This is a genomic window from Streptomyces sp. SM18, assembly GCF_002910775.2.
GTDB lineage: Bacteria > Actinomycetota > Actinomycetes > Streptomycetales > Streptomycetaceae > Streptomyces > Streptomyces halstedii.
Window position 1 is genome coordinate 564905 of record NZ_CP029342.1, and the last position, 23093, is coordinate 587997.

The 23093-nt window shown below is 70.3% G+C and carries 21 protein-coding genes; 7 read left to right on the forward strand and 14 right to left on the reverse strand.

Annotated features, from left to right (window positions below):
• Nucleotides 1-22 precede the first annotated feature (22 nt).
• The 4 genes from B9S64_RS02340 to lnt all read left to right on the forward strand — a co-directional run bounded on the left by B9S64_RS02340 (nucleotide 23) and on the right by lnt (nucleotide 6070).
• On the forward strand, nucleotides 23-895 hold the full coding sequence (locus B9S64_RS02340; RefSeq protein WP_103493574.1) for an undecaprenyl-diphosphate phosphatase: 873 nt from the start codon (nucleotides 23-25) through the stop codon (nucleotides 893-895).
• A 185-nt stretch (nucleotides 896-1080) separates the two neighbouring features.
• Nucleotides 1081-3192: an acyltransferase family protein gene (locus tag B9S64_RS02345; protein ID WP_103493575.1), complete on the forward strand. Its 2112-nt coding sequence runs from the start codon at nucleotides 1081-1083 to the stop codon at nucleotides 3190-3192.
• 133 nt (nucleotides 3193-3325) lie between these two features.
• On the forward strand, nucleotides 3326-4189 hold the full coding sequence (locus B9S64_RS02350) for a universal stress protein (RefSeq protein WP_103493576.1): 864 nt from the start codon (nucleotides 3326-3328) through the stop codon (nucleotides 4187-4189).
• A gap of 192 nt (nucleotides 4190-4381) precedes the next feature.
• Nucleotides 4382-6070, forward strand: a complete 1689-nt coding sequence (gene lnt / locus B9S64_RS02355) for an apolipoprotein N-acyltransferase (protein ID WP_258038040.1) — start codon at nucleotides 4382-4384, stop codon at nucleotides 6068-6070.
• Here lnt and B9S64_RS02360 read toward each other — a convergent pair.
• Nucleotides 5994-6899 carry a Gfo/Idh/MocA family protein gene (locus tag B9S64_RS02360; protein WP_103493577.1) on the reverse strand — a complete coding sequence of 302 codons (906 nt, stop codon included), beginning with the start codon at nucleotides 6897-6899 and terminating at the stop codon, nucleotides 5994-5996. The two genes, lnt and B9S64_RS02360, sit on opposite strands and share 77 nt — an antisense overlap.
• 206 nt (nucleotides 6900-7105) lie before the next feature.
• On the opposite strand from B9S64_RS02360, the gene B9S64_RS02365 reads away from it, so the two are divergent.
• Nucleotides 7106-7618: a DinB family protein gene (locus tag B9S64_RS02365; RefSeq protein ID WP_103493578.1), complete on the forward strand. Its 513-nt coding sequence runs from the start codon at nucleotides 7106-7108 to the stop codon at nucleotides 7616-7618.
• 97 nt (nucleotides 7619-7715) lie between these two features.
• On the opposite strand, the gene B9S64_RS02370 is transcribed toward B9S64_RS02365, so the two are convergent.
• The 9 genes from B9S64_RS02370 to B9S64_RS02410 all read right to left on the reverse strand — a co-directional run bounded on the left by B9S64_RS02370 (nucleotide 7716) and on the right by B9S64_RS02410 (nucleotide 15697).
• Nucleotides 7716-8357: a hypothetical protein gene (locus B9S64_RS02370; protein WP_103493579.1), complete on the reverse strand. Its 642-nt coding sequence runs from the start codon at nucleotides 8355-8357 to the stop codon at nucleotides 7716-7718.
• A gap of 113 nt (nucleotides 8358-8470) precedes the next feature.
• Entirely contained in the window at nucleotides 8471-9154 is a 684-nt protein-coding gene (locus B9S64_RS02375) for a uracil-DNA glycosylase (protein WP_103493637.1), read from the reverse strand.
• An 89-nt stretch (nucleotides 9155-9243) separates the two neighbouring features.
• Complete coding sequence (locus B9S64_RS02380; protein WP_103493580.1) at nucleotides 9244-10824, reverse strand: ABC transporter substrate-binding protein; 1581 nt, start codon at nucleotides 10822-10824, stop codon at nucleotides 9244-9246.
• Nucleotides 10825-10942: 118 nt separating this feature from the next.
• Nucleotides 10943-11698 (reverse strand): SDR family oxidoreductase, encoded by a 756-nt coding sequence (locus B9S64_RS02385; protein WP_103493581.1) that lies wholly within the window; start codon nucleotides 11696-11698, stop codon nucleotides 10943-10945.
• Nucleotides 11699-11720: 22 nt separating this feature from the next.
• Nucleotides 11721-12482: a 3-oxoacyl-ACP reductase FabG gene (gene fabG / locus B9S64_RS02390; RefSeq protein WP_103493582.1), complete on the reverse strand. Its 762-nt coding sequence runs from the start codon at nucleotides 12480-12482 to the stop codon at nucleotides 11721-11723.
• Nucleotides 12483-12683: 201 nt separating this feature from the next.
• Nucleotides 12684-13067, reverse strand: a complete 384-nt coding sequence (locus tag B9S64_RS02395) for a DUF3037 domain-containing protein (protein WP_103493583.1) — start codon at nucleotides 13065-13067, stop codon at nucleotides 12684-12686.
• Nucleotides 13064-13948, reverse strand: coding sequence for a HipA family kinase (locus tag B9S64_RS02400; RefSeq protein ID WP_181012440.1), 885 nt, complete (start codon nucleotides 13946-13948; stop codon nucleotides 13064-13066). The genes B9S64_RS02395 and B9S64_RS02400 overlap by 4 nt, the downstream gene beginning before the upstream one ends.
• A 76-nt stretch (nucleotides 13949-14024) precedes the next feature.
• Entirely contained in the window at nucleotides 14025-15152 is a 1128-nt protein-coding gene (locus tag B9S64_RS02405; protein ID WP_103493639.1) for a site-specific integrase, read from the reverse strand.
• A gap of 194 nt (nucleotides 15153-15346) precedes the next feature.
• The gene (locus B9S64_RS02410) at nucleotides 15347-15697 is read right to left on the reverse strand and encodes a helix-turn-helix domain-containing protein (RefSeq protein WP_308460777.1); all 351 of its coding nucleotides are present in this window, start codon (nucleotides 15695-15697) and stop codon (nucleotides 15347-15349) included.
• An 834-nt stretch (nucleotides 15698-16531) separates the two neighbouring features.
• On the opposite strand from B9S64_RS02410, the gene B9S64_RS34285 reads away from it, so the two are divergent.
• On the forward strand, nucleotides 16532-17854 hold the full coding sequence (locus B9S64_RS34285; RefSeq protein WP_181012441.1) for a hypothetical protein: 1323 nt from the start codon (nucleotides 16532-16534) through the stop codon (nucleotides 17852-17854).
• A 130-nt stretch (nucleotides 17855-17984) separates the two neighbouring features.
• Here the strand turns inward: B9S64_RS34285 and B9S64_RS02420 are convergent, their stop codons facing one another.
• From B9S64_RS02420 to B9S64_RS02435, 4 genes are all read right to left on the reverse strand, one after another.
• Complete coding sequence (locus B9S64_RS02420; RefSeq protein ID WP_103493584.1) at nucleotides 17985-18692, reverse strand: HAD family hydrolase; 708 nt, start codon at nucleotides 18690-18692, stop codon at nucleotides 17985-17987.
• Nucleotides 18689-20191 carry a helix-turn-helix transcriptional regulator gene (locus tag B9S64_RS02425; RefSeq protein ID WP_103493640.1) on the reverse strand — a complete coding sequence of 501 codons (1503 nt, stop codon included), beginning with the start codon at nucleotides 20189-20191 and terminating at the stop codon, nucleotides 18689-18691. The genes B9S64_RS02420 and B9S64_RS02425 overlap by 4 nt, the downstream gene beginning before the upstream one ends.
• A gap of 247 nt (nucleotides 20192-20438) precedes the next feature.
• On the reverse strand, nucleotides 20439-21620 hold the full coding sequence (locus B9S64_RS34290; RefSeq protein ID WP_181012442.1) for a helix-turn-helix transcriptional regulator: 1182 nt from the start codon (nucleotides 21618-21620) through the stop codon (nucleotides 20439-20441).
• Between the two features lie 6 nt (nucleotides 21621-21626).
• The gene (locus B9S64_RS02435) at nucleotides 21627-22100 is read right to left on the reverse strand and encodes an NUDIX domain-containing protein (RefSeq protein ID WP_103493585.1); all 474 of its coding nucleotides are present in this window, start codon (nucleotides 22098-22100) and stop codon (nucleotides 21627-21629) included.
• Between the two features lie 138 nt (nucleotides 22101-22238).
• Here B9S64_RS02435 and B9S64_RS02440 point away from each other — a divergent pair, with 138 nt between their 5' ends.
• Nucleotides 22239-23072: a TauD/TfdA family dioxygenase gene (locus tag B9S64_RS02440; RefSeq protein WP_103493586.1), complete on the forward strand. Its 834-nt coding sequence runs from the start codon at nucleotides 22239-22241 to the stop codon at nucleotides 23070-23072.
• Nucleotides 23073-23093: the final 21 nt, after the last annotated feature.

Genomic DNA, 23093 nt, shown 5'->3' on the forward strand with positions numbered 1-23093 from the left:
CTTCCGGGATGGCCAAAGCCCCATGAGCTGGTTCGAATCATTCGTCCTGGGCCTCGTTCAGGGACTGACCGAGTTCCTGCCGATCTCCTCCAGCGCGCATCTGCGGCTGACCGCCGCGTTCGCGGGCTGGCACGACCCGGGTGCGGCGTTCACCGCCATCACGCAGATCGGTACGGAGGCCGCGGTCCTCATCTACTTCCGCAAGGACATCGGCAGGATCCTTTCGGCGTGGTTCCGTTCGCTGACGGACCGCTCGATGCGCGCCGACCACGACGCCAAGATGGGCTGGCTGGTCATCATCGGGTCGGTGCCCATCGGGGTGCTGGGCATCACGCTCAAGGACCAGATCGAGGGCCCCTTCCGTGACCTGCGGCTGATCGCGACCACGCTGATCGTCCTGGGCGTCGTCCTCGGTGTCGCGGACCGTCTCGCGGCCCGCGACGAGACGGGTGGCAAGCACCGGGCGATCAAGGAGCGCAAGACCCTCAAGGAGCTGGGCGTCAAGGACGGTCTGATCTTCGGCTTCTGCCAGGCGATGGCGCTCATCCCGGGTGTCTCCCGCTCGGGCGCCACGATCAGCGGTGGTCTGCTCATGGGGTACACCCGTGAGGCGGCGGCCCGTTACTCCTTCCTGCTGGCGGTTCCCGCGGTGCTCGCCTCGGGCGTGTACGAGCTGAAGGACGCCGGCGAGGGGCACGTCTCCTGGCCGCCGACCATCTTCGCGACCGTCATCGCGTTCGCGGTCGGGTACGCGGTCATCGCGTGGTTCATGAAGTTCATCACCACGAAGAGCTTCATGCCGTTCGTCATCTACCGGGTGCTCCTGGGCATCCTCCTCTTCGCCCTGGTCTCGGCCGGTGTGCTGAGCCCGCACGCGGGCGAGTCGGCGGGCTGACGCCCCGTCTCCCGGGACGGGCGAGACCCTTCGGCCGGGGCCCCCGTCACCGGGCTGAAAGCGGGTGAACCGAGGGTTTCGCGTGGGTGAACCTTCGCGCCGGCGCGCCGGGGGCGGAACCCCGGGGGGCGGCGGACAGATCTTCCCGGGCGAAGCGTGTCAGCCGCCCGAGGAGGCACCCCCTGATGCCTGGCATCACATCCGCCGAGATACGGACCGTCCCGGCGAGCGGCGGATCCGCGCCGTCCGAAGGACACGTCCTCCGGCTCGACGTCCAGGGGCTGCGCGCGGTCGCCGTCGGGCTGGTGGTGCTCTCGCACGCCGGTGTGTCCCAGATCGGCGGCGGTTACGTCGGTGTCGACGTCTTCTTCGTGATCTCCGGCTTCCTCATCACGTCACTGCTGCTGCGCGAACTCACCGCCACCGGCCGGGTGTCGGTCCGTTCCTTCTACGCCCGCCGGGCACTGCGGCTGCTTCCCGCGTCCTCGCTGGTCATCGCCGTCACGCTGGGCGGGGCTTGGCTGTTCCTCTCGAAGGCGCGGGTCGCCGAGTACGCCGGGGACGCCCTCGCCGGCACGCTGTACGTGGTCAACTTCCGGCTGGCGGCGGCCGGTACCGACTATCTCGCCCAGGACGGCCCGCCGTCGCCTTTCCAGCACTTCTGGTCGCTCGCCGTGGAGGAGCAGTTCTACCTGGTGTGGCCGCTGCTCCTGCTGCTCACCTGGCGGGTCGCCCGAGGACGGCGCCGACCGGTCGCGGTCCCGCTCGGGGTGCTGTGCCTGGCCTCGTTCGCGGCGAGCGTCCTGCTGACGGACTCCTCGGCGCCCTGGGCGTACTTCGGCTCCCTCACCCGGGTCTGGGAACTGGGCGCCGGTGCGCTCCTGGCGCTGTCCACCGGTCGGCTGGAACGCCTGCCCGCCGCCCTCGCGGCCCCGCTGGGCTGGCTCGGCCTGGCCTGCGTCATGCTGGCGGCGGTCCGGTACGACGACGGGACGCCCTACCCCGGCCACCACGCCCTCCTGCCGGTCGTCGGCACCGCGCTCGTCCTGGCCGGCGGGTGCGCGCCCGCCCCGCACGGCGCGGGGTGGCTACTGGGGCGGCGCCCGCTGGTGTGGCTCGGCGGACTCTCGTACGGCTGGTACCTGTGGCACTGGCCGCTGCTGGTCGTGGTCCCGGCGGCGCTGGGCAGCGCCGACGGCACCCCCGGAGTGCCGTACGCGCTCGGCTTGTCCGCGGCGGCGCTGGGCCTGGCCTGGCTGACCCTGCGTCTCGTCGAGGACCCTGTCCGCTTCCACCGGGCCTTCCGCGGGCGCCCTCGTCGCGCTCTGGCCCTGGGGGCGGTGCTCACCGCGGGTGCCTCGGCGCTGTCCCTGGCGGCGACGACGATCCCGCCGACGATCGAGGTGGGCGGCCCCGGGCCCGCGTTGGCGCGGGCCCTCCTGGACGCACCGGCCCCACGGGAGCGTCTCGCCGGGCTCCTGGCGTCCTCCCCCACCGCCCTGCCGGACAACCTCGCTCCGCCCCTGTCCGAGGTGAAGGCCGCCCGCTCCGCGGTCTACCGCGACGGCTGCCACGTCGACTACGCCGCCACCCGCACCCGGCCCTGCGTCTACGGTGACCGGACGTCCTCGCGCACGGTCGTCCTCTTCGGCGACTCCCACGCGGCCCAGTGGTTCCCGGCCCTGCGACGGCTCGCGACCGCGCGCGGCTGGAAGCTGGTGTCGCTGACGAAGGCATCCTGCAAGGCCGCCCGTGTGACCCTCGTACGCGGCCACAAGCCGTACGCCGCCTGCGACGCGTGGCGCTCCGACGCCATGGCGAGGATCAGGGCACTGCGTCCCGCCCTGGTCGTCGTCTCCTCCTCGGACGCGGGCGAGCCGGCCTCTCCCGCCGCCGACCCCGTCCGTCAGTGGACCACCGGCTTCGAGAGCACCTTCCGCGAACTGGGCGCGTCCGGCGCCCGGGTCGCCGCCCTGCTCGACACCCCGTGGCCCAGAGGCGACCCGGTCGACTGCGCCGCCAGGAACTCCCTGCGCCTGCGCGCCTGCGCACACCGCTTGCCGGACGCGGTCCGCGACCCGGCCCGCGGCCACGCCGTCCGCGCCGCCGCCTCCACCACGGGCACCACGGTCATCGACCCCACCTCCTGGCTCTGCGTCCCGCGCACCGGCGTCTGCCCCGTGGTCGTCGGGGACACCGCCGTCTACCGCGACGAGAGCCACCTCTCGGAGGCGTACGCCGAGGCGCTCGCCCCGGTTCTGGCGCCGTCGCTGGACCCCCTCGTGGGTGCGCCCTGAAGCCACCGGGTCCGGGCCGCCAGGCCGGGGCGCGGGCCCTCGGGTGATAATCGCCGGTGACCCCCCGCGTCCGGGCGTCGCCCACGAAGCGGTCCGGGTCCGGGAGATCTCCCACCGGCGCCTGGAGGCACGCATGACCGCCCACGACCTTCCCGTGATCGCCGCCGTCGACGGTTCCTCGCACAGCTGGGAGGCGCTCGACTGGGCCGCCCTGGAGGCCGTACGGCGCTCCCTGCCGTTGCTGATCGTGCACGTCAGGCCGCTGACCCGGCGTACCGACGAGGAGGTGCAGCTCGCTCAGGCGCAGGAGTTGCTCGGCCGGGCCGAGCGGCGGATCTCGGACCTCGCGCCCGCGCTCCCCACGTCCACGCTGGCCCCGCAGGACTTCCCCTCGGCCGCACTGGTCTCGCTCAGCCGGGACGCCTCGATGGTGGTCGTGGGTTCCCGGGGGCTCGGCGGGTTCCGGTCGCTGCTGATCGGCTCCAACAGTCTGGCGACCGCCTCGATGGCGCAGTGCCCGGTGGTGGTCGTCCACAGTGGGCGGACCGACGAGGACGAGGTGGAGGCGGCCGAGACGTTCCCGGACGTCGCGGCGGGGGTGGCCGCCGACGAGAGCAGCGAGGCGGTCCTGGAGTTCGCCTTCGACGCGGCGGCCTCCCGGCCGGGCGCCCGGCTGCGGCTCGTGCACGGCTGGACGATGTTCTCCTCGATGCTGTCCGGCGGTCCCGTCCTCGACCGGGCGGCCGCCGCGGAGTCGGCCCGGCGCACCCTCATGGAGCTCACCGCGGGCTGGACCGAGAAGTACCCGCAGGTGGAAGTCGTACGCGAACCGGTCAGCGGTTCGGCGTCGCGCACCCTGGTGACCGCGTCGGCCACGGCCGCGCTGACCGTGGTCGGGCGGCGCAAGGGCGGCGAGTCGCTGGGGCTCGGGCTCTCCCCGGTGGCGCAGACGACGGTGACGCACGCCCTGGGCCCGGTGGCCGTCGTCCCCTGCTGAGGCGGCGGCGCGCCCGCGCGGCCCGCACCCCGGACGCCGGTGTCCCGCACACTGGGATCCCGCGGGTGGAATGCCGACCGCTCGCGGGTACGGGGCTCACGGGGCGTCCGTGAACCGCCGACCACGGACCCGGCGGGGGCCGGGGCGTGCCCCATGGACACCGGCCGGCGGCAGGGGCGAGGAGGGCACGGCATGCTGATGCGCGGACGGCTTCCGGCGGATCCGGACGGTCCGGTGGCGAACCCGGACCGGTCCGTGGGCGGTCCGGAGGCGGGCCGGGACGGATCGCGTGGCCGCGTGCCGGGCGCACGCCGGGTGCTGGGGACGCGGACCGGGCGCGGCGCCGCCGCTCTCCTGGCGGGCGCCCTGCCCGCCCTGGCCTTTCCCGCCCCGTCGCTCTGGTGGCTGGCGTACGTCGCGCTGGTGCCCTGGCTGCTGCTGATCCGGTCGGCGGACACCGGGCGACGCGCGGCTCTCGACGGCTGGCTGGGCGGCACCGGTTTCGTGCTCGCCGTGCACCACTGGCTGATGCCGAGCCTGCATGTGTTCATCCTGGTGCTGGCGGCGCTGCTCGGTCTGCTGTGGGCCCCCTGGGGGCTGCTCGTCTCCCGGCTGCTCGGCGGGGCCCCGTCCGCCGGGCGCTCGGTGGCGGCCGTGGCCGTGGTGCCGTCCGGGTGGCTGATGATCGAGCTGGTCCGCTCGTGGGAGGGGCTGGGCGGTCCGTGGGGGCTGCTGGGCGCGAGCCAGTGGGAGTTCGCCCCCGCGCTGCGTACGGCGTCGGTGGGCGGTGTGTGGCTGGTCAGCCTGCTCGTGGTGGCCGTGAACACCGCGGTCGCCCAGCTCGTGGGCACGGCGGCGGAGCGTACGGCGGCGCTCGCGTCCCTGGTGGTGTGCGCCCTGGGGGTGGGGGCGATCTGGACCTGGGCGCCCCGGCCCGAGAGCGCCGGGACGACGAGGGTGGCCGTCGTACAGCCCGGGGTGATCGAAGGCCCCGGCAGCATCGAACGCCGGTTCGCGCGGAGCGAGGAGCTGACCCGTAAGCTCGCGGACCGGGGCGTCGACCTCGTGGTGTGGGGCGAGAGCAGCGTCGGCGTGGACCTGACGCGCAGCCCCGGGACCTCGGCCCGGCTCACGGAGCTCTCCCGCCAGGTCGGTGCGGATGTGCTGGTGAACATGGACGCCCGGCGCACCGACGGACCGGACCGCACCGGCATCTTCAAGTCGGCGGTCCTGGTGGGACCGGACGGACCCACCGGTGACCGGTACGACAAGATGCGCCTGGTGCCGTTCGGTGAGTACGTCCCGGCCCGCGCGTTGCTCGGCTGGGCGACGTCGGTGGGCAAGGCGGCGGGTGAGGACCGGTTGCGCGGTGAGGCACCGGTGGTGATGGACCTGGCGGACGGGGGCGGGCCGCGGATCGGTCCGCTGGTGTGCTTCGAGACGGCGTTCCCCGACATGAGCCGGCATCTGGTGCGCGACGGCGCCCAGGTGCTGGTCGCGCAGTCGTCCACCTCGACGTTCCAGCACAGCTGGGCACCGGCCCAGCACGCCTCGCTCGGGGCGCTGCGGGCGGCCGAGAGCGGGCGCCCGATGGTGCACGCGACCCTCACGGGTGTCAGCGCGGTGTACGGCCCGGAGGGCGAACGGGTGGGCACGCCCCTCGGCACGGGCGCGAGCGGGGCCGCCGTGTACGACGTACCGCTGGCCCGGGGGACCACGCTCTACGTCCGGCTGGGCGCCTGGCCGGTGTACGGCGCTCTGGCGGTGCTGGCCGGCTTCCTCGCCGCCGCGGGGGCGGGCGCGCTCAGGACATCTGCTCCAGGACGTCGCGGACCACGCGCTCACACAGCCGGTGGGTCTCCAGCGCGTCCTGGGCGCTGAGGATTTCACCGGCCCGCACCGCGTCGAGGAAGGACAGCACGCACTGCTCGATGCCGCGCTGGCGGGCGACCGGCACCCAGTCGCCGCGCCGCCGCAGGGTGGGCTGGCCCTTGTGGTCGACGACGTCCGCGAGGTTGAGGACCTGGCGTTTGGTGTCCTGTCCCGACACCTCCAGGATCTCCTCGGTGGAACCGCTCAGCCGGTTCATCGTGCCGATCGCCGTGAAGCCGTCGCCGGAGAGCTGGAGCACCACGTGGTGCATCAGGCCCTCCACCATCCGGCCGCGCACGATGGTGCCGGTGACCGGGCCCGGGACCAGGAAGCGCAGGGTGTCCACGACGTGGATGAAGTCGTCGAGGACCAGGGTGCGCGGCTCCTCGGGGAGGCCGACCCGGTTCTTCTGCATGAGGATCAGATCGCGCGGGTGGTCGGCGCACTGGGCGTAGGACGGGGCGAGCCGCCGGTTGAAGCCGACCGCGAGGCTGGTGCCGCGTTCCTCGGCGAGAGCCACCAGCCGCTCGGAGTCGGCCAGTTCGTAGGCGAGCGGCTTGTCCACGTAGGTGGGCACCCCGGCCTCCAGCAGCCGGGCGACGATCTCCGGGTGGGCGCGGGTCGCCGCGTGCACGAAGGCCGCGTCCAGGCCCACGGCCAGCAGCGCGTCGAGGTCACCGTGGCACTGGCCGGCCGGGATCCGGTGGGCGGCGGCGACCTCCGACAGGGTGGTCGCGTTGCGGGTCTGGAGGTGCGGCTCGATCCCCGGCAGCGCCGTCAGTACCGGCAGGTACGCCTTCTGTGCGATGTCGCCGAGCCCGATGCAGCCGACCTTCACGCGTGTCTCCCTGTAGCCCTCGTCGCGGCCGTCTCACGGCCGCGTCCCCTGCCCGCCTGTGGTCCCGGCAGCATACGTGCGCCCCGGCGGGCGCCGGTCGGCGAGGCCGCCGATCGTCCGCGGGACGAGCGCGGGGCCGAGGCGGGAGAGGGCGGACGGCACATAACCGCTGGCCCGGCGGTCCTTCGTGGGCGACGATGACCGGCATGACGACAGACGAACGCTCCACCCCCGCCCTCGACGCCGGCGAACGCCCCATGCTGGAGGGCTGGCTGGACTACCACCGGGCGACCCTGCTGAGCAAGTGCGAGGGCCTGACCGACGACCAGCTCCGCGAGGCGTCGGTGCCTCCGTCCGCCTTCACCCTGCTCGGCCTCGTACGCCACCTCGCGGAGAACGAGCGCGGCTGGTTCCGCGAGATCCTGGCCGGGGAGGAGCTGGCGCCGCTCTACGGCACCGAGGAGGATCCGGACAGGGAGTGGCACCTCACCGGGGCGGACAGCTGGGAAGAGGCCAGGACCACATGGCTGGCGGAGATCGAGGCCGCCAGGGCCAACGTCGCGAGGTACGGCCTCGACGACGTGTCGGTGGGCGTCGGCAGGAAGGGGGAGCCGTTCACCCTCCGCTGGATCTACGTGCACATGATCGAGGAGTACGCCCGGCACAACGGTCACGCCGACCTCGTGCGGGAACGGATCGACGGCGCGACGGGCGTCTGAGGCCCGGCCCGGTCCCGGCGGACCGCCCCGTCACCCGCCCCTCGCCTTCTCCGGTCGCCCCTCACCTTCCCCCCGGTCACCGCCTCGCCCACCCCCGTCACCGTCCGGCGCCGCTCCCCCGCATCCGCCGCTCCAGCCGCCCCAGGGCCGTGCGCACCCCGTCCCCGTAACCGTCGTCGTCGAGCGTGCCCAGGGCTTCCCACCCCCGGTCCAGGTGCGTGCGGGCCGCCTCGAACCTCCGTAGCCTGAAGTAGTCCGCCGCGAGGGCGAGGTGCAGGGACGGAAGGAAGGCCCGCACCGCGTGCGCGTCCCGGTGCTCAGCACCCCCCTCGCCGCCCGGCACACCCGTACCGCCCCGGACCGCGGCACCGCCCGAGCACCCCGCACCATCCGACACACCGGTACCGCACGAGGCTCCGGTACCGCCCGAGGCCCCCTCGTCGCCCCGAGCACCGGCGCCGGGGGCGGTCCCGGCGCCGGTCGCACCGCTCCCGGTGAGCCCCTGGGCGGAGGCCAGCGCGCGCAGGTCCCAGGCCAGCTCGTCCTCCGGGTCGTCCTGGGTGTCGGCCATGTAGTGGGCGAGGGTGCAGCGGTGCAGGGCGCCGCCGCACTCCCCGATCTCCGCCCACAGGACACCGAAGCGGTTGCGGGCCTCCTCCCGGTCCCCTCCGTGCAGCAGCATGACCGCCTGGCCGATCCTGGTCATGACGACGTCCTTCGACGCTTCCTGCTGCTCCACGACAGAGGTCTCCCTGAGGGCGGTCCGGCCTGTTCCGGTCGGTCAGACGCTAGCCGCAGCCGCCCGCAATCCCGCAGAGGCGCGGGCCGGAGCCGTCGTCCGCTCCGGAGCCGTCAGCCCAGGTCGGGGATCCGCCAGTCGATGGGCTCGTGACCCTGGGCCGCCACGCCCTCGTTTATCCGGGTGAAGGGGCGGGAGCCGAACCACTTCTTCGCGGAGAGCGGCGAGGGGTGCGCGCCCTTCACGATCACATGCCGCTCCGGGTCGATCAGCGGGATCTTCTTCTGCGCGTAGTTGCCCCAGAGGACGAAGACCGCCGGGTCGGGCCGGTCGGCCACGGCACGGATCACCGCGTCGGTGACCTTCTCCCAGCCCTTGGACTTGTGCGAATTGGCCTCACCGCCCCGGACCGTCAGCACCGCGTTGAGCAGGAGGACACCCTGCTCGGCCCACGGCATGAGGTATCCGTTGTCCGGGACCGGCAGTCCCAGCTCGTCGTTCATCTCCTTGTAGATGTTGCGCAGCGAGGGGGGCGTCTTGACTCCGGGCCGGACCGAGAAGCAGAGCCCGTGCCCCTGCCCCTCGCCGTGGTACGGGTCCTGGCCGAGGACGAGCACCTTCACCCGGTCGAACGGTGTCGCCTCCAGCGCGGCGAACACCTGCTCGCGCGGGGGATACACCGGCCCCTTGGCCCGCTCCTCCTCGACGAAGTCCATGAGCTCCTTGACGTACGGCTTCTGCAGCTCTTCGCCTAGGACGCCGCGCCAGGACTCGGGCAGCAGGTCGGTGTCGGTCACGTCCACAACCTCCGGTGAGCAATCGGTTCTTGTTCACAGAACCTACCGGGCACCACTGACAACCCGGCCGCCCGAGCCGTTCCCGCCCCCTACCAGCTGGCCTTGCGGTACAGCTCCCACAACTGCATGACGGTCTGCGGGTCCAGGGCGCGCTCGCCGCCGCCGATGTCGTCGCCCGACGCGACGTAGAGCTTGCCCTGCCACAGCGGCAGCAGCCGCACGTCCTCGACGAGGATCTCCTGGGCCCGCTTGAACTGCGTGGAGACGGCTCCGCGGTCGCTCTCCTTGCGGGACTCCGGCAGCAGCTGCCGGGTGATCTCGTCGGCCGCGTAGGGGGTGCCGGTGACGCTGTCCTTGCCGACGAACGGGGCGATGAAGTTGTCCGGGTCCGGGAAGTCGGGGAACCAGCCCCGGCCGAAGACCGGGTACTCGCCCTTGCTGAAGCCCTCCTGGAAGGCCGACCACGGCGCGCTCTTCAGCTTGATCTCGAACAGCCCGGAGTCCTCCAGCTGGCGCTTCAGCTCGGCGAACTCGGGGGCGGTGGAGGAGCCGTAGCGGTCGGTGGTGTACCAGAAGGTCATCGCGACGGGGGTGTCGATGCCCGCTTCGTCGAGGATCGCCTTGGCCTTCTTGCGGTCCGGGTCGCCGAAGGAGTCGAAGAAGCTGGTGGTGTGGCCGGCGATGCCCTTGGGAACCATGGAGTACAGCGGTTCGGCGGTGCCCTGGTAGACCTTGGCGACGAGTGCGTCGCGGTCCACCAGCTGCGCGATGGCCCGGCGGACGGGGAGCTTCCCGGCGGCCGGGTCCTTCGGGTTGAAGACGAGGAAGCGGATGTCGGCGCCGACGGTCTCGACGATCCGCAGGCCCTTCTCGTCGGCCTTGCCGTCCTCCAGGGCGACGACCTCCCCGGCGGTCAGACCGCGGTACGTCGCGTCGATCTCGTCCTTCTTCAGGGCGTCCACCATGGGGGCGGAGTCCTTGAAGTAGTGGATGGTGACCGCGTCGTTCTTGCGGTTGGCGAACCCCTTGTAGTCGGGGTTCTTGGTCAGCTCGGCCTTCTTCCCGGTCTCGTAGGAGTCCAGGAGATAGGGGCCCGAGCCCGTGACCTTGCCGTCGTCGCGGATCGTGTCGGCGGGGTAGTCGCCGGGCGCGACGAGGGACATCGCCGGGGTGGCCAGGATGAACGGGAAGGTCGCGTCCGACTTGTTGAGGTGGAAGACGACCGTGTCCTCGCCCTTGGTCTCCACATGGTCGAGGGAGCCGAGGAGACCGGCCGGACCGCTCTTGACCTTGATCTTCAGGATGCGCTCGATGGAGTACTTCACGGCCTTGGCGTCGATCTTCTCGCCGTTGGAGAACTTCAGGCCCTGGCGGAGGGTGCACCGGTAGGCCGTGCTCGTGAGGTCGGTGAAGTCGCAGGACTCCGCCGCGTCGGGCGCCGGGCTGGTCGCACCGGTCGGGAAGCTCACCAGGGTCTGGAAGACGTTCCTCATCAGCTCCCACGAGCCGTCCCAGGCGGCGGCCGGATCGAGCGTCGAGGGGGAGCTCGTCGTTCCGACGGCTATCCGCTGGTCGGTCTCCGAACCGCTGTCGGAGAACAGACCGCAGCCTGCCAGCAAAGAAAGGGAAGCAAAGGCTGCAGCGGCCTGCAGACTGGCCCGGTAGAACACGTGCACGCTCCTCGATCAGCCATGGGTCGGCAGACCATACCGCAGCGCCCCGCCAGGCCAATCCCTTGGTCTGACGGGGCACTTGACCCAATCGGGGAGAAACCGGTCCAGGCCCCTCTCAGCCGACGCCGGCGTTGAGGGAGATGCCGCCGTCGACCACGAGGGTCTGCCCGGTGACCCAGTCGGACTGGGCGGAGGTGAGGAAGGCGGCCGCGCCCCCGATGTCCTCGGGAACGCCCAGGCGGCCGAGCGGATAGGCCGCGGCGGCCTCGGCCTCCCGGCCCTCGTACAGCGCTTCGGCGAACTTGGTCTTCACCACGGCCGGGGCGATCGCGTTGACCCGGACGACGGGCGCGAACTCGTGGGCCAGTTGCAGGGTCAAGTTGACCAGGGCGGCCTTGCTCATGCCGTAGGCGCCGATGAAGGGCGACGCGGAGATCCCGGCGACGGAGGCGATGTTGACGATCGCCCCGCCGTTCTCCCGCTGCCAGGCCTTCCACGTCAGCTGGGCGAACCCGAGCGCCGAGAGCACATTGGTCTCGTAGACCTTGCGGGCGACGCCCAGGTCCAGGTCGGCCATGGGGCCGAAGACCGGGTTCGTACCGGCGTTGTTGACCAGGAAGTCGACGCGGCCGAACGTCTCCATGGCGCGCTCGACGGCCTCGGCCCGGTGCGCCTCGTCGTGCGCCTTGCCGGCGATCCCGAGGGCCCGGTCGGCGCCGAGCCTGACGACCGCCTCCTTGAGCGCGTCCTCGCCCCGGCCGGTGATGACGACCCGGTCGCCCCGGGCGACCAGCGCCCGCGCGATCCCGAAGCCGATGCCGCGGCTGGCACCCGTGATGAGCGCGACCTTGCCGCTGTCCTGCGCAGTCATGATGTCCGTCGCCCTTCCCGGGTCAGTTGAGCGGTCCGCCGGCGACGTACATGACCTGGCCGGAGACGAAGCCCGCGGCGTCGCCCGTGAAGAAGGCGATCGCGTGGGCGATGTCCTCCGGGCGGCCCACGCGCTGCACCGGGATCTGGGTGGCCGCGGCGGCCTGGAACTCCTCGAAGCCCATGCCGATCCGGGCCGCGGTCTGCGCGGTCATCTCGGTGACGACGAAGCCGGGCGCGACGGCGTTGGCCGTGACGCCGAACTTGCCGAGCTCCTTGGCCAGCGTCTTGGTGAGGCCCTGGAGACCGGCCTTGACCGCGGAGTAGTTGGCCTGGCCGCGGTTGCCGAGCGCCGAGGAGGAGGAGAGCGAGACGATCCGGCCGAACTTGGCCTCCACCATGTGCGCCTGGACGGCCTTCGCCATCAGGAACGCGCCCTTGAGGTGCACGTTCATCACGAGGTCCCAGTCGTCCTCGCTCATCTTGAAGAGCAGGTTGTCGCGGAGCACGCCCGCGTTGTTGACGAGGATCGTCGGGGCGCCGAGTTCGGCGGCGACCCGCGCGACGGCGGCCTCCACCTGGGCGCTGTCCGACACGTCGCAGCCGACGGCGAGCGCCGTGCCGCCCGCGGCGGTGATCCGGTCGACCGTGTCCCCGCAGGCCGCCTCGTCGAGGTCGAGTACGGCGACGGCGCGGCCCTCGGCCGCCAGGCGTACGGCGGTGGCGGCGCCGATGCCCCGTGCCGCTCCCGTCACGATGGCGACGCGCTGCTCGGTGGTGGACATGCTTGGTTCTCCTCGCCCTTGGGGTAGCGGCTCAGCGGACGTCAGGAAGTTCCCGATGGCTGAGCAACCGCTTAGTACCTTCAGCAGTCGAGACGCTAGAAGCCCTGGCACCCGGTGTCAACGGCCCACGGGTACCAGGGCGCATGTCACACCCGGCGACGCCGCCTCCCGTACGGCACGGGCGGCGCCGCCCGCCTCCGGTCAGCGCACCAGCACGTCGAGCAGGCGTTCGACCTCGGCCTCCGGGTCCCTGGTGAGGCCGCTGTGCACGACGCCCGGCTGGACGACCGTGGAACGCGGCGCGATCAGCCAGCGGAACCGCCTGCCCGCGTCGTCACCGGCCGCCTGGCCGGCGCCGTCGCCTCCGTGGCAGACCCCCTCGACCGCGCGCAGGGCGGCCCGCACGCCGACGACGTCGGCGGCCGGGTCCAGCGCCAGCAGCTTGCGCTCGTCCAGGTGGATCCGGGCCGCGACGAAGGACCTGGCACGGCAGTACACGAGCACACCGGCGTTGAAGCACTCGCCGCGCTCGACCCGGGGCACGACGCGCAGCACCGCGTACTCGAAGACATCGCGCTCGTTCATCGGCCGCCGTCCTTGCTGGTCCGTCCGGTGTCCGCCCGCGCGGCGCGGTCCTTCTTCGTGGGGTGCGGCCACGGGGTGAGGTGCTCGGTGAGCCAGCCCGGGGCCTGGGAGGGCCGGGGCGCGGCGGGCTCCTCCATGAGGATCCGCTCGTGGATGCTCCCGGCGCGCGCCAGCAGCGGTTCCACGTACGCCCGGCGCAGCCGGTCGGTGGTCTCGAAGCCGGGTTCGCCCTCCAGCCATACGTCGGGCACCTGGGCGACCACCTCGGTGAGCAGTTCCTCGGTGACCAGCGGGGCCAGTGCGGCGGCGGCCGCCGCGATGTCGGGGGCGAACGGCGCGAGGACGTGGTCGGAGGCGTTGTACGGCTTCGCCGCGGAGGCCCGGGCACCCGGCCAGTTGTGGTGCCAGATCATGGTGGCCCCGTGGTCGATCAGCCACGGATCACCGTGCCAGACCAGCATGTTGGGGTTACGCCACGACCGGTCCACGTTGTTGATCAGGGCGTCGAACCAGACGACCCGGCCGGCCTCGGCCGGGTCCACCTCGTAGGCGAGCGGGTCGAAGCCGAGGGAGCCGGGCAGGTAGTCCATACCGAGGTTCAGCCCGGCACTCGCCTTGAGCAGCTCCTGGACCTCCTGGTCCGGCTCGGCGAGGCCGATGACGGGGTCGAGCTCGATGGCCACGAGCTCGGGGACGCGCAGCCCCAGCCTCCTGCCGAGCTCCCCGCAGACGACTTCCGCGACGAGGGTCTTGCGCCCCTGCCCGGCTCCGGTGAACTTCATGACGTACGTGCCCAGGTCGTCGGCCTCGACGATCCCGGGAAGTGAACCACCCTCCCGCAGGGGTGTGACATAGCGGGTCGCTACGACTTCTTCCAACACTTTCCCAGGCCACCTATCTCTTCAGCCTTACAATCCACGGACGACCTCTCCGGGGCGTAGAGGCAAAAATCACCGGTCAACGGCGCTGGGGAGAATCTGGGGAGTTTCGGCTGGCGAGCCGGTCTCCCCGCTCCCCAAGCAGACCGTCGATGGTGCCGCGCCCCTTGCTACCAGCTTCCGGCATGAAGTGAGCATAGTAACCGAGGGTGATCGCCGGCGAGGAGTGTCCGAGCCACCGAGCCAGGGTCACGACGGACTCTCCGGCTTCCAACATGATCGAGGCGTAGGTGTGCCGAAGCACGTGGAAACCGTCCTTCGGGGCCGCCGCCCACTGCCAGGCTTTCGCCCCCTCGGCACGTGGCGGGATGACTCCCGCCTTGGCCAAGGCGGGCTTCCAGGTATAGGTGTTCCATGTGTTCACCGCCACGGCGTTGCCGAAGCGCGTGGTGAGCAGCAGGGAGAACTTCTCCCCCTCCCCCTCCGGCTTCCCCCACGGCAGCTCTACCTCTACCGGCGGGAACGCTTCGATGTGACGCTTGAGTTCCTCGGCTACCGAGGGGGGCAGATCCACCGTGCGGATCTTCTTCCCCTTCGGCAGGGCGAAGTATAGCCTTCCGTGAATCGCCTGCACTTGGCGCCGAACGTGAAGCATGCCGCGTACATAGTCGACGTCCTCAGGACTCAGCCCGAACACCTCGCCCTGGCGGAGCCCGCACCCCAGGCCGACCACGACAGCGATCCTGTTCCGCTCGTTGATGGCATCGCGGACCCGCAGTGCCGTAGCCATCGACCACGCGTCGCGCCGCTCCCGCGGCGACTTGGGCCACCGCACAGATTTCGCGTGCATAGGGTTGCGCACGAGGCGCTTGTCGTCGACGGCCGCTTCCAGAATGGAGGAAAGCTCGGACAGGATGCCGCGCTGGTAGTCAACCGACAAGACTGTCGACTCCAGCTTGGTTATGAACGCCCGCAGATCCGTTGCGGCGATACTCCTGAGCGGAAGCTGACCCAGGTACGGGACGATATGGAGACGCGTTCTACGCTCCTGACCGTCCTTGGTTTTCGGAGCACCGCCTCGCCCCGGTGCCCAGTGCGTCGCGATGTAGTCGGCCAGCATGATGGACCCGTCACGCGGGTCTACGAACTCACCTCGCTCCTCGTCCGTAGCGGCGCGGCGAAGCCACGCCTTGGCGTCCTCCAGCACGTCAAAGGATCGGTCTCGCACCCCAGGCACGCCGGCGACCTTGTACCGCTTGCCCTTACCGTAGCGAGCGGTCTTCTCCCTTCTCCCGGTGACCGGATCCTTCTTCTTTTTGAGCCAACGATCCTCGATATAGCCGGCCAACTTTGTTTCCTTTCACGAGGGAGCGAAACGGCTCGCGACAACCCTTCGAGGCATCAAGCACCGGGGTTACGTCGCAGCGGAGGTGTACTCAGCGGACTCAGAGCAGGGTTGGAGCGGGAGTCTGCGCTTTCCTGCTCATCGACCCAGGCGTCGAGAGCTGTGCGCCGATACATGACCCGGCCACGGGGGCCCAAGCGGAAGCTCGGCGGCCCCTGCCGTCGGTGCCGCCAGACATAAAGCGTGTGCGGTGAAATGCCGAGGTACGCGGCAGCGTCCTTGACGCTGAGGAAGCAGGTCCGTACAGCGCTCGTGGGTTCGGGCACGGCCGGGGGGTCGAGCAATGGTCGTGTAGGCATGGAGCACTTCCTGTGAGGGACGAAGCAAAGCGGGCCCCGGAGGCCCATGTCCGCTACGACTCCACCGCCAAGCACAGTCGGAGGCGAACACCTGAATAGTCCTGACCATCGCCGGTTTGGCTAACCGGTGATCGTCGGCTATGTTGCGCGCGCTGCGTCGGTTGAGATCGGCAGGAGCTCGGGGCAGCCTCGGTCATGAATCCATCCGGTACGAGCGCAGAGCCAGGGCCACGCCGTCCGCGACGAGCACCAGCAGACCGCCATCTACGAGGCGGTCAGATTTCGCGCCGCGAGGCGCTGAGAAATACCCGTTGCCCGGCCACATCCCTATTCGCGACCCCAGAGCGCGTCGCAATATGGGCGAGAATTGCGACGTCGTGGCATTAGCTTCGCTACAGCAGGTCCTCACCGAATAGGCCAGCTGAACAGACGCACACACAGAGTCCGGTAGAGTCCGCTTATCGGATAGCATAATCAGGCAGACCCCCTAAGCAGAAATAGCGCCAGAACGAGAGTCTCGCATGGTTGGAATTTCGGTCTTTCCGAGCCTTACTCGTCGAGCACCCCTCCTCTGAACTGGTATTTTCCGAGACGTTGTACGTTGACATGAATCCGCCCGAGGTTCCAGTCTTTTGCAATTGAATGTCGTCTGCCGTGAGCGAATGCCCGCTGTCTCCCAGCGGGGAGCCGCCCGCTTTGGGCACGATAAGAGATTCCCCGCAAACGGGCACCGGAGGGGTCATGGCCTGTATTCTCCGGCCGCTGTCCCCAAGTGCTGTGGTGTGGGAACCGGAAGGGTTGGTCCAGGGCGGGCCGGAAAGAGGCGCTGGGGCCTCGGGAAAATCCCGCGCCCGCGTCTGCGGGTGCTACATGATGACGGGCATGCACCTTCGTGACGAAGAGATATGGCGGGCGATCGACCAGGGCCTCCGGCCGATCGACTGGGCGGCGTGGTTCGGTAGCCCGGAGGGCGCCGACTACCTCACGGCCGCCGGTCATGCCGTGACCGAACGCGCGGTGGCCGGCCTCACCGCCTTCTTCGACAGCCGCTGGCTGCCCAGGGCCGTGAGTCCTTCCTCTGCCTCGGGTCGGACCGGCGACGCTTTCGTGGGTCTGGGCAGGTCCTCCCCGGTGTTGCAGTTCACGAGCGGAGCCGCGCCAGGAGCATGGGTGGAAGCGGTGAGGTGGTGGGCCGCGTACGCCTACCTGGAGAAGGCCCGGGTACGCGGACTGGCCACGGTCAAGCGGGATGCCCGCCAGGACGTCACTCTGTCTCGTTTCTTGCACACCCAAACCCAGGCCCGGCTCGCACTCATGGGAGCGGCCCGAGGGCTCCCTGTCGAGTTGGAGCCAGCGAAGGACAGCGGTGGCCCCGGTGACGTCCGCATCGACCGCGTCTTCATCGAGGTCGTCACCTTCGCCGAGGACCAGAAGTTCAAGGACTACGAGCGCTTCCGGAACGACTGCCGGATGCACCTCTTCGCCCTCGACAGGGGGCGTGAGATCCACTGGGAAGGCAACTTCCCTGAACACCTCAACGGCGACGACTTCGAGAGCTGGAAAAGGCGGGCCGCGGAGGCCGCTCAGCGGTGTGCGGAATCAGGGGACTCGATCGACGTACTCAGCAACGCCGGAAGGCGGCTGACCGTCCACCCCGGCAAGGCGCCCCTGGGCACCATCCTGTCTGGGGACACCGTGGAGAGCGACCAGGGCAGGAGGCTCCTGGGCAAGGTGCGCGGCAAGTGCGTCAAGACGACGGGAGCGGGCACGGCGTGGATTTGGGTCGAGGACCACAGCGGCCTCTTCCACTTCCCGACGCCCTTCGCCGAGATGTCGCTCGCCGCCAAGACCGATGCGCTCGCAGACCTGCTGGGGCCTCTGCTGGCGGAGTACGTCCACGTCGCCGGGATCGTCGTCTCGAACGGCGCCCGGCGATGCTTCCCACTTCCGCCGAACGAGGATGCGCTTCGCCCCGCCGCGCAGGGCTTCCGCCGGGGCCTGCCTCTCGACCGGGTTCGCGAAACGATCGTGATCCCCAGGAGGATCCTTCTGCCTGAACAGACCGCCCTGATTGCCAGGATGTGCGACGCCGAAGCTGATTCGCTCGACTGGGCTCTGGGGGAACTCGGTGTGCCTGGGGGCGTAGCGTCGCTGGTGGCCAGCTCTTCGACGCCGCGGCGAGTCTCCCCGCTGTGGACACCGTGAGCCGGCCGAGCTGGTAGGGCGGCGCGTAGTTCGGCCTCGGCAGCGATCCTCTACTCACGGTCACGACGCCGTCGCGGAAGGAACTCATCCCAAGCCCCCTGGGGCGACCCGCGTCGGCGTCCCGCCCTCTCTAGGGAGTCTGGGCCTGGTCGATGAGGCGGAGGAGGCTGGCGGTGTGGGTGAGGTCCGGCAGTACGTGCTGTGCTCCTGCGTCGCGTAGTTGCTGGTCGGTGGTGGTACCTGAGGCGACCGCGACGACCCTGGCACCGCCTTCCAGGCCGGTGCGCACATCTTCCAGCGAGTCACCAACGATCACCGTGTTGTCGCGACTGAACCGGCCCCCATGCTTCGCGGCTGCTCGGTCTTGTGCGAAACGCACGAGAGCCGGACGGTGGGGGTCGTCGGACGCGTAGCCGCCGATGGTGGTGTCGAGGTAGCCCACGAGGCCCAGCTCCGACAGCTTGGTCTCGGCGCTGCCCCGCAGATTGCCGGTGACGACGGTCGGGATCAGGTGCTCCGCTTGCTGGACCGCGGCGAGCGCGTCCACAGCTCCAGGCATGATGACACCCTCGGTGGCCAGCAGCTCCCGGTGGCCGGCGAGACGGTCGGGAAGCTCGGCAATGATGCGGGCCGCCAGCGTCTCCACGCTCTGCTCGGGAACACGGTTGACGCGCAGAAGTTCGCGGACGGCCAGGGGCATGGTGACCCCGGTACCACGGGCGGGCAGAGCTGTCGGAGGGCGGCCGACGACGCTGGTGAACGTCTCTTTGTAGACGCGCCGGTCGATGTCACCGGTGTAGACGAGGGTACGGTCAATATCCCAAAGGACCAGGATCATGCGGCACGTTCTTCCATGATGGCCCGACCGCGGTCGACGAGTTCCAGGGCGGGTGCCGCCGAGGAGTAGCGGCGGGCTTCGGCGAGCATCGCGGCGAGATTGTCGTCCAGGCGCGCAGATCGGACGCCATCAACGAGAGTAAGGACTTCGTGTCCGGTGGCAGATCCGGCGTCGACGTCGCCGGCGCGCATCTGGGCGGTGGCGGCGCGGGAGAGGAACTGCGCGCGTGTGCGGATCTCGTCCGGACTGAAGGCATTGCGGGCGCCGGCAAACGCCTCGGCAGCCTGCTCGGGACGGCCGAGGTCAAGCAAGCAGCTGCCGGTCTGGCCCATGACCTCACCAGGGTTGATCCAGTACAGCCAGTGCGGGTCGTCCTCTCCGCGCCCGCGGGCGCACAGGACCTGTGCCTCTTCCAGCGCGATGTGGGCCAGGCGGTCTTCGCGCAGGCGCGCGTGCCCGCGGGCCTGGCGGGTGAGGAGCATGGCATGCAGGGCTGGAGCGTCCTGGTCTGCGATGACCTGGCGGGCGGTGCGCGCGGCGGTGACCGCTTCACGGGGGTCGCCGGCGGAGTAGCCGTGGATAGCGAGGAAGGACAGAGCCCCGGCCCGTAGCCTGCTGTCGCCGCTGGCATGGGCAGCCCGCAGGGCGCCGAGGAGGAGGTTGTGGGCGACGGTGTGGGCGCCGCTGTCGAAGTGGTACCAGCCGGTCTGGATTGCAGTGTCCGCAGTCACCGATGCGAGGCGCCGACCCGTCGCCTCGTTGAAGTCACCTTCCTTCAGGAGCCGAAGGAGGACCTTGAGGTGCGCTGTAGCGGCTCGGGCCAGGTTGCCGCTGCCGTGGCTGGCGTCGGCCTGGCGCAGGGCGTCAGTGGTGGACTGCAGGCTGGTGAGGAGTTGGCCGGAGACGCTGATTCCGTTCCGGGCGGTGGCGGCGACGGCCTCAGGAGGGGCGATGGCTGCTTGCAAGATGTACTGCGTGAAACCGGCCCCGCCCAGGCCGGCGATCACGCTGCGACGGTTCAATCCGTTCATGGCTCCTTCGACGGCTGCTTCAAGTGACGTCACCATACGAGCCGCAGTCCACGGCAGAGCCGGGTCGATGGCCTCGACGAGTCGCTGTGAGTCGGCCTGTGCGAAGGGAACGAGGAGTAGCGGGCGCAGGTCAGAGGGAAGCCCCAGTCCGGTCAGGACATCGATGATCGTGTCCCGCCCGTTGACCTGTTTGAGGCCGCGCTCCAGGTCCGAGATGAAGCCCTGGGTCAGTCCGGTCAGCTCCCGTACGGCCTTCTGCGAAAGCCCGGAACGGCGCCGGACCAGACGTAAGACCGCCCCGAAATCCCAGGCGGCAAGGGCCCGATGTACCTGCTCGTCGCGCCATGCCCGGTCCGGGATGGTCGGTGACGCATCGGCTCGGGCGCAGGTGGAGCAGCGCGTATCCGGGTTGTACCGGCTGAGCGGCTGCCCGCACCGCCCGCACGCGCGCCCTGGTCTCCCCGACATGTCCACCTCGGCTCTTCCTGTCACGATCCAGCTCGCCCCAGCCGTGATACCAGGCTAGGTGGAGATCGATATCGCTGCAGCGATGCCCTCGAAGCCGACACGCATCCAGACTCGTGGCACTGCACCAGCCGTCAGCCGTCGAACTGCGCTGGTGACAGGCCGTTTTGATCTGCCGGTCCCGAGAGGAGATGCCCCGATGGGAACAGGATGTCTGGCTCCGCCCCCGTTGCGTGGCACCCGTCTTCGGCTATGCGGCGATCTCGACGCGGAGCTGCCTAAGGGCGTGGGTGGCGGCGTCATGGGTGTCGGGCAGCGCGCCGGCGGTGGTCCTCTGGACGCGCTGGAGCTGATGAGGAAGACGCTGGGCCTGAGCCTCGCGAACAGCCGAGGCCAGAAGCTGAGTAGCGCCGTGGCTGTCGCCGGCAAGGAGGCGGACGCGGCCAGTGGTGATGAGTTCGATGACACGCCACTGGGGTGCGACCGCGATGGTCGGGGCGGGCGGGGCGGACTCGGCATGCCGTATCGCGTCGCGAGTGCGGCCCGTGGAAACGAGGCCCCGAAGGCGGATCTGGTAGAGGGCGCTGGGATTGACGAGGCTGGTGTGCTGGACCCTGTCGAGGAGCTGGTGGGCCTCGCGGACGGTGTGGTCAAACAGGGCCGCGTTGCCGAGGGCGCCAGCGGCACGTGCCAGGAGCGGCAGCACCGCGGCTCGCTGCTCGGCGTCTGCAGCAGTGGCTGCCGCCTGGGTGAGCCGGTCGACAGCGGCACCGAGCAGGCCCGCCTTGCGCAGCTCGTTGCCGTGCATACGCAGGGCGGTGGTGGTCAGGGCCCGGTCGTCGAAGGCGCGGACGACATCCAGGCTCTTGGCGGTCCAGTGAGCGGCCGTGGCCAGCCGTTCCTCGGGCATCACGTTACCCAGGGCCGTTCCGAGACTCAGCCGGGCATCTGCGAGGAGTCGCAGGACATCGCGTTCGGTGCTTCCGCCCCGGGCGCGGGCTTCCAGCCGAGCGACGAGCGGCCACAGTTCGGCAACGGCCTCGGCCGCATGCCCGCATTGGCGGGCGACCTCGGCGAGCCGCACGGTGGAAGCACCGAACTGGACCATGGCCCGGTGGTCGGTATCGTCAGGGTCGGTGACGCCCAAGACGTGCGCGGGCAGAGCGAGCCGCTCAGCGACGTGACGCAGGCTCCCGACATCACTCAGTTGCCGTTTACCCAGTTCAAGCGCGGAGACGTACGTCTTGTCGTAGCCCAGAAGGTCACCGGTCTGCAGCTGGCTGATGCCGTGGACGCGCCGGTAGTACTTCAAGATCGAAGCCAGGTTGCGGGTGGCGAGGACGGCCTGGGCCTCCGGCGTTGCCCAGCGCCAGGAGACCAGCCTCGCCGACCGACGCATGGCCGACCCGGAAGCGGAGGTGGTGATGTCCATGGCGGTTTACCTTCCAGGGTGGGCGTACCAAGCTGCGACCGAGTGCTTGTAGCCCTCGGGCATGGTCAGGCCAGCAATCTCGTGCTGGTGGAACAGCCCGATCTCCTTGTGCTCGTGGCTCAGAACCGGCACATGGTCGGGGGTCAGGACCGTGCAGCCGTAGGTAACGATCAGGACCCGACGGCCGGGGAACGGCTCGTAGATCCAGGTACCGCCGTCGAGCAGAGGGCCGGCCTTGACCGTCCAGCCGCTTTCCTCGAGCAACTCCCGTTCCAAAGTGGCGTTGAGGCTTTCGTCAGCCGGTGCCGATCCGTGGCCTTCAGGTCCGATCTCCAGTCGGCCTCCCGGCAGTTCCCACTCACCTCGCTCATTGCGCAGCAGGAGCACTCGCGCCTGGGAGTCGAGGGCAACGCCCTTGACGGATACCGGCCACAGCGACGGTTTGTACACGGGCTGTCCCTGAAATGTGAGGGCGGGCATGTCCCTCGGAACGTAGCACTCGCTCGCAGAGCGAAGCCCGGCTTGCCACCTTTGTCCGGATCGACAGTCTGTCGCTTTACCCCGACCGCCACTCGTCCGGAGGCTGGACGTCCAGCCCGATTTCAGAGGAGCACGTCGATGACGCCCCCTTCGCTCACCCTGTTCGAGGCACACGCCGCGCCCCTCGCCACCGGTTTCGGCCAGATCACCACCGTGATGGAACTCGTGCGAACGCGGGGTATCGCCACCGTCGAGGGCCTGGACACGCGGACGAAGGTCCTCTCGTTCGCCCGGCAGGTGATGACGCTGGTATCGCACCGCGACAGCGACCCGGACGCGCTGACCACCATCCGCGACAGAGGCGCCTCCTCTCAGCGGCCTGGGCTGGCGGGGCTGGGTACCGGGGAACTCCTCGCTCATACCGAACGCTCCAGCCTCCCCAGCCCGCCCCGTCTGATGCTGCTGGTCTGCCAGCAGCCCGCGGACTCCAGCGGAAACGTGCTCCTGACCGATGGTCGGGCCCTCCACACCTTCCTCCTCGAACGCGCACCTCAGGCCCTGGAGATGATGACGCTTCCCGGTACGGCCTTCTACGGCGACGGCGGCGGACACCCCTCCCAGATCTTCACTCGCCACCGAGGCGAGCGGATCACCATCCGCCTACGCCAAAACGCCCTCGCCGCATTCAGCCCCCTTCTCCAGCCGCACCTGGCCCACCTGCGCACCGCGATCGAGACCGTCCAGCAGCGCATCACCCTTAACGCCGGCCAGGGCTACATCATCGACAACAGCCGCTGGCTCCATGCCCGCACCGGCTTCCGCGGCGACCGTGTGTGCCTGCGCGCCCTGGGCAGCCCCAGGACTCCGATACCCCCCGGCTTCCCCGTCGTGGACCCCAGGGCTGACGCCGTGCCGGATGGCCTACCCGGGACCTTCCTCCCGTCGGCGCCCGTCGGCCGGACGCTGCTGTGAACTCCTGCGTACAACACGACT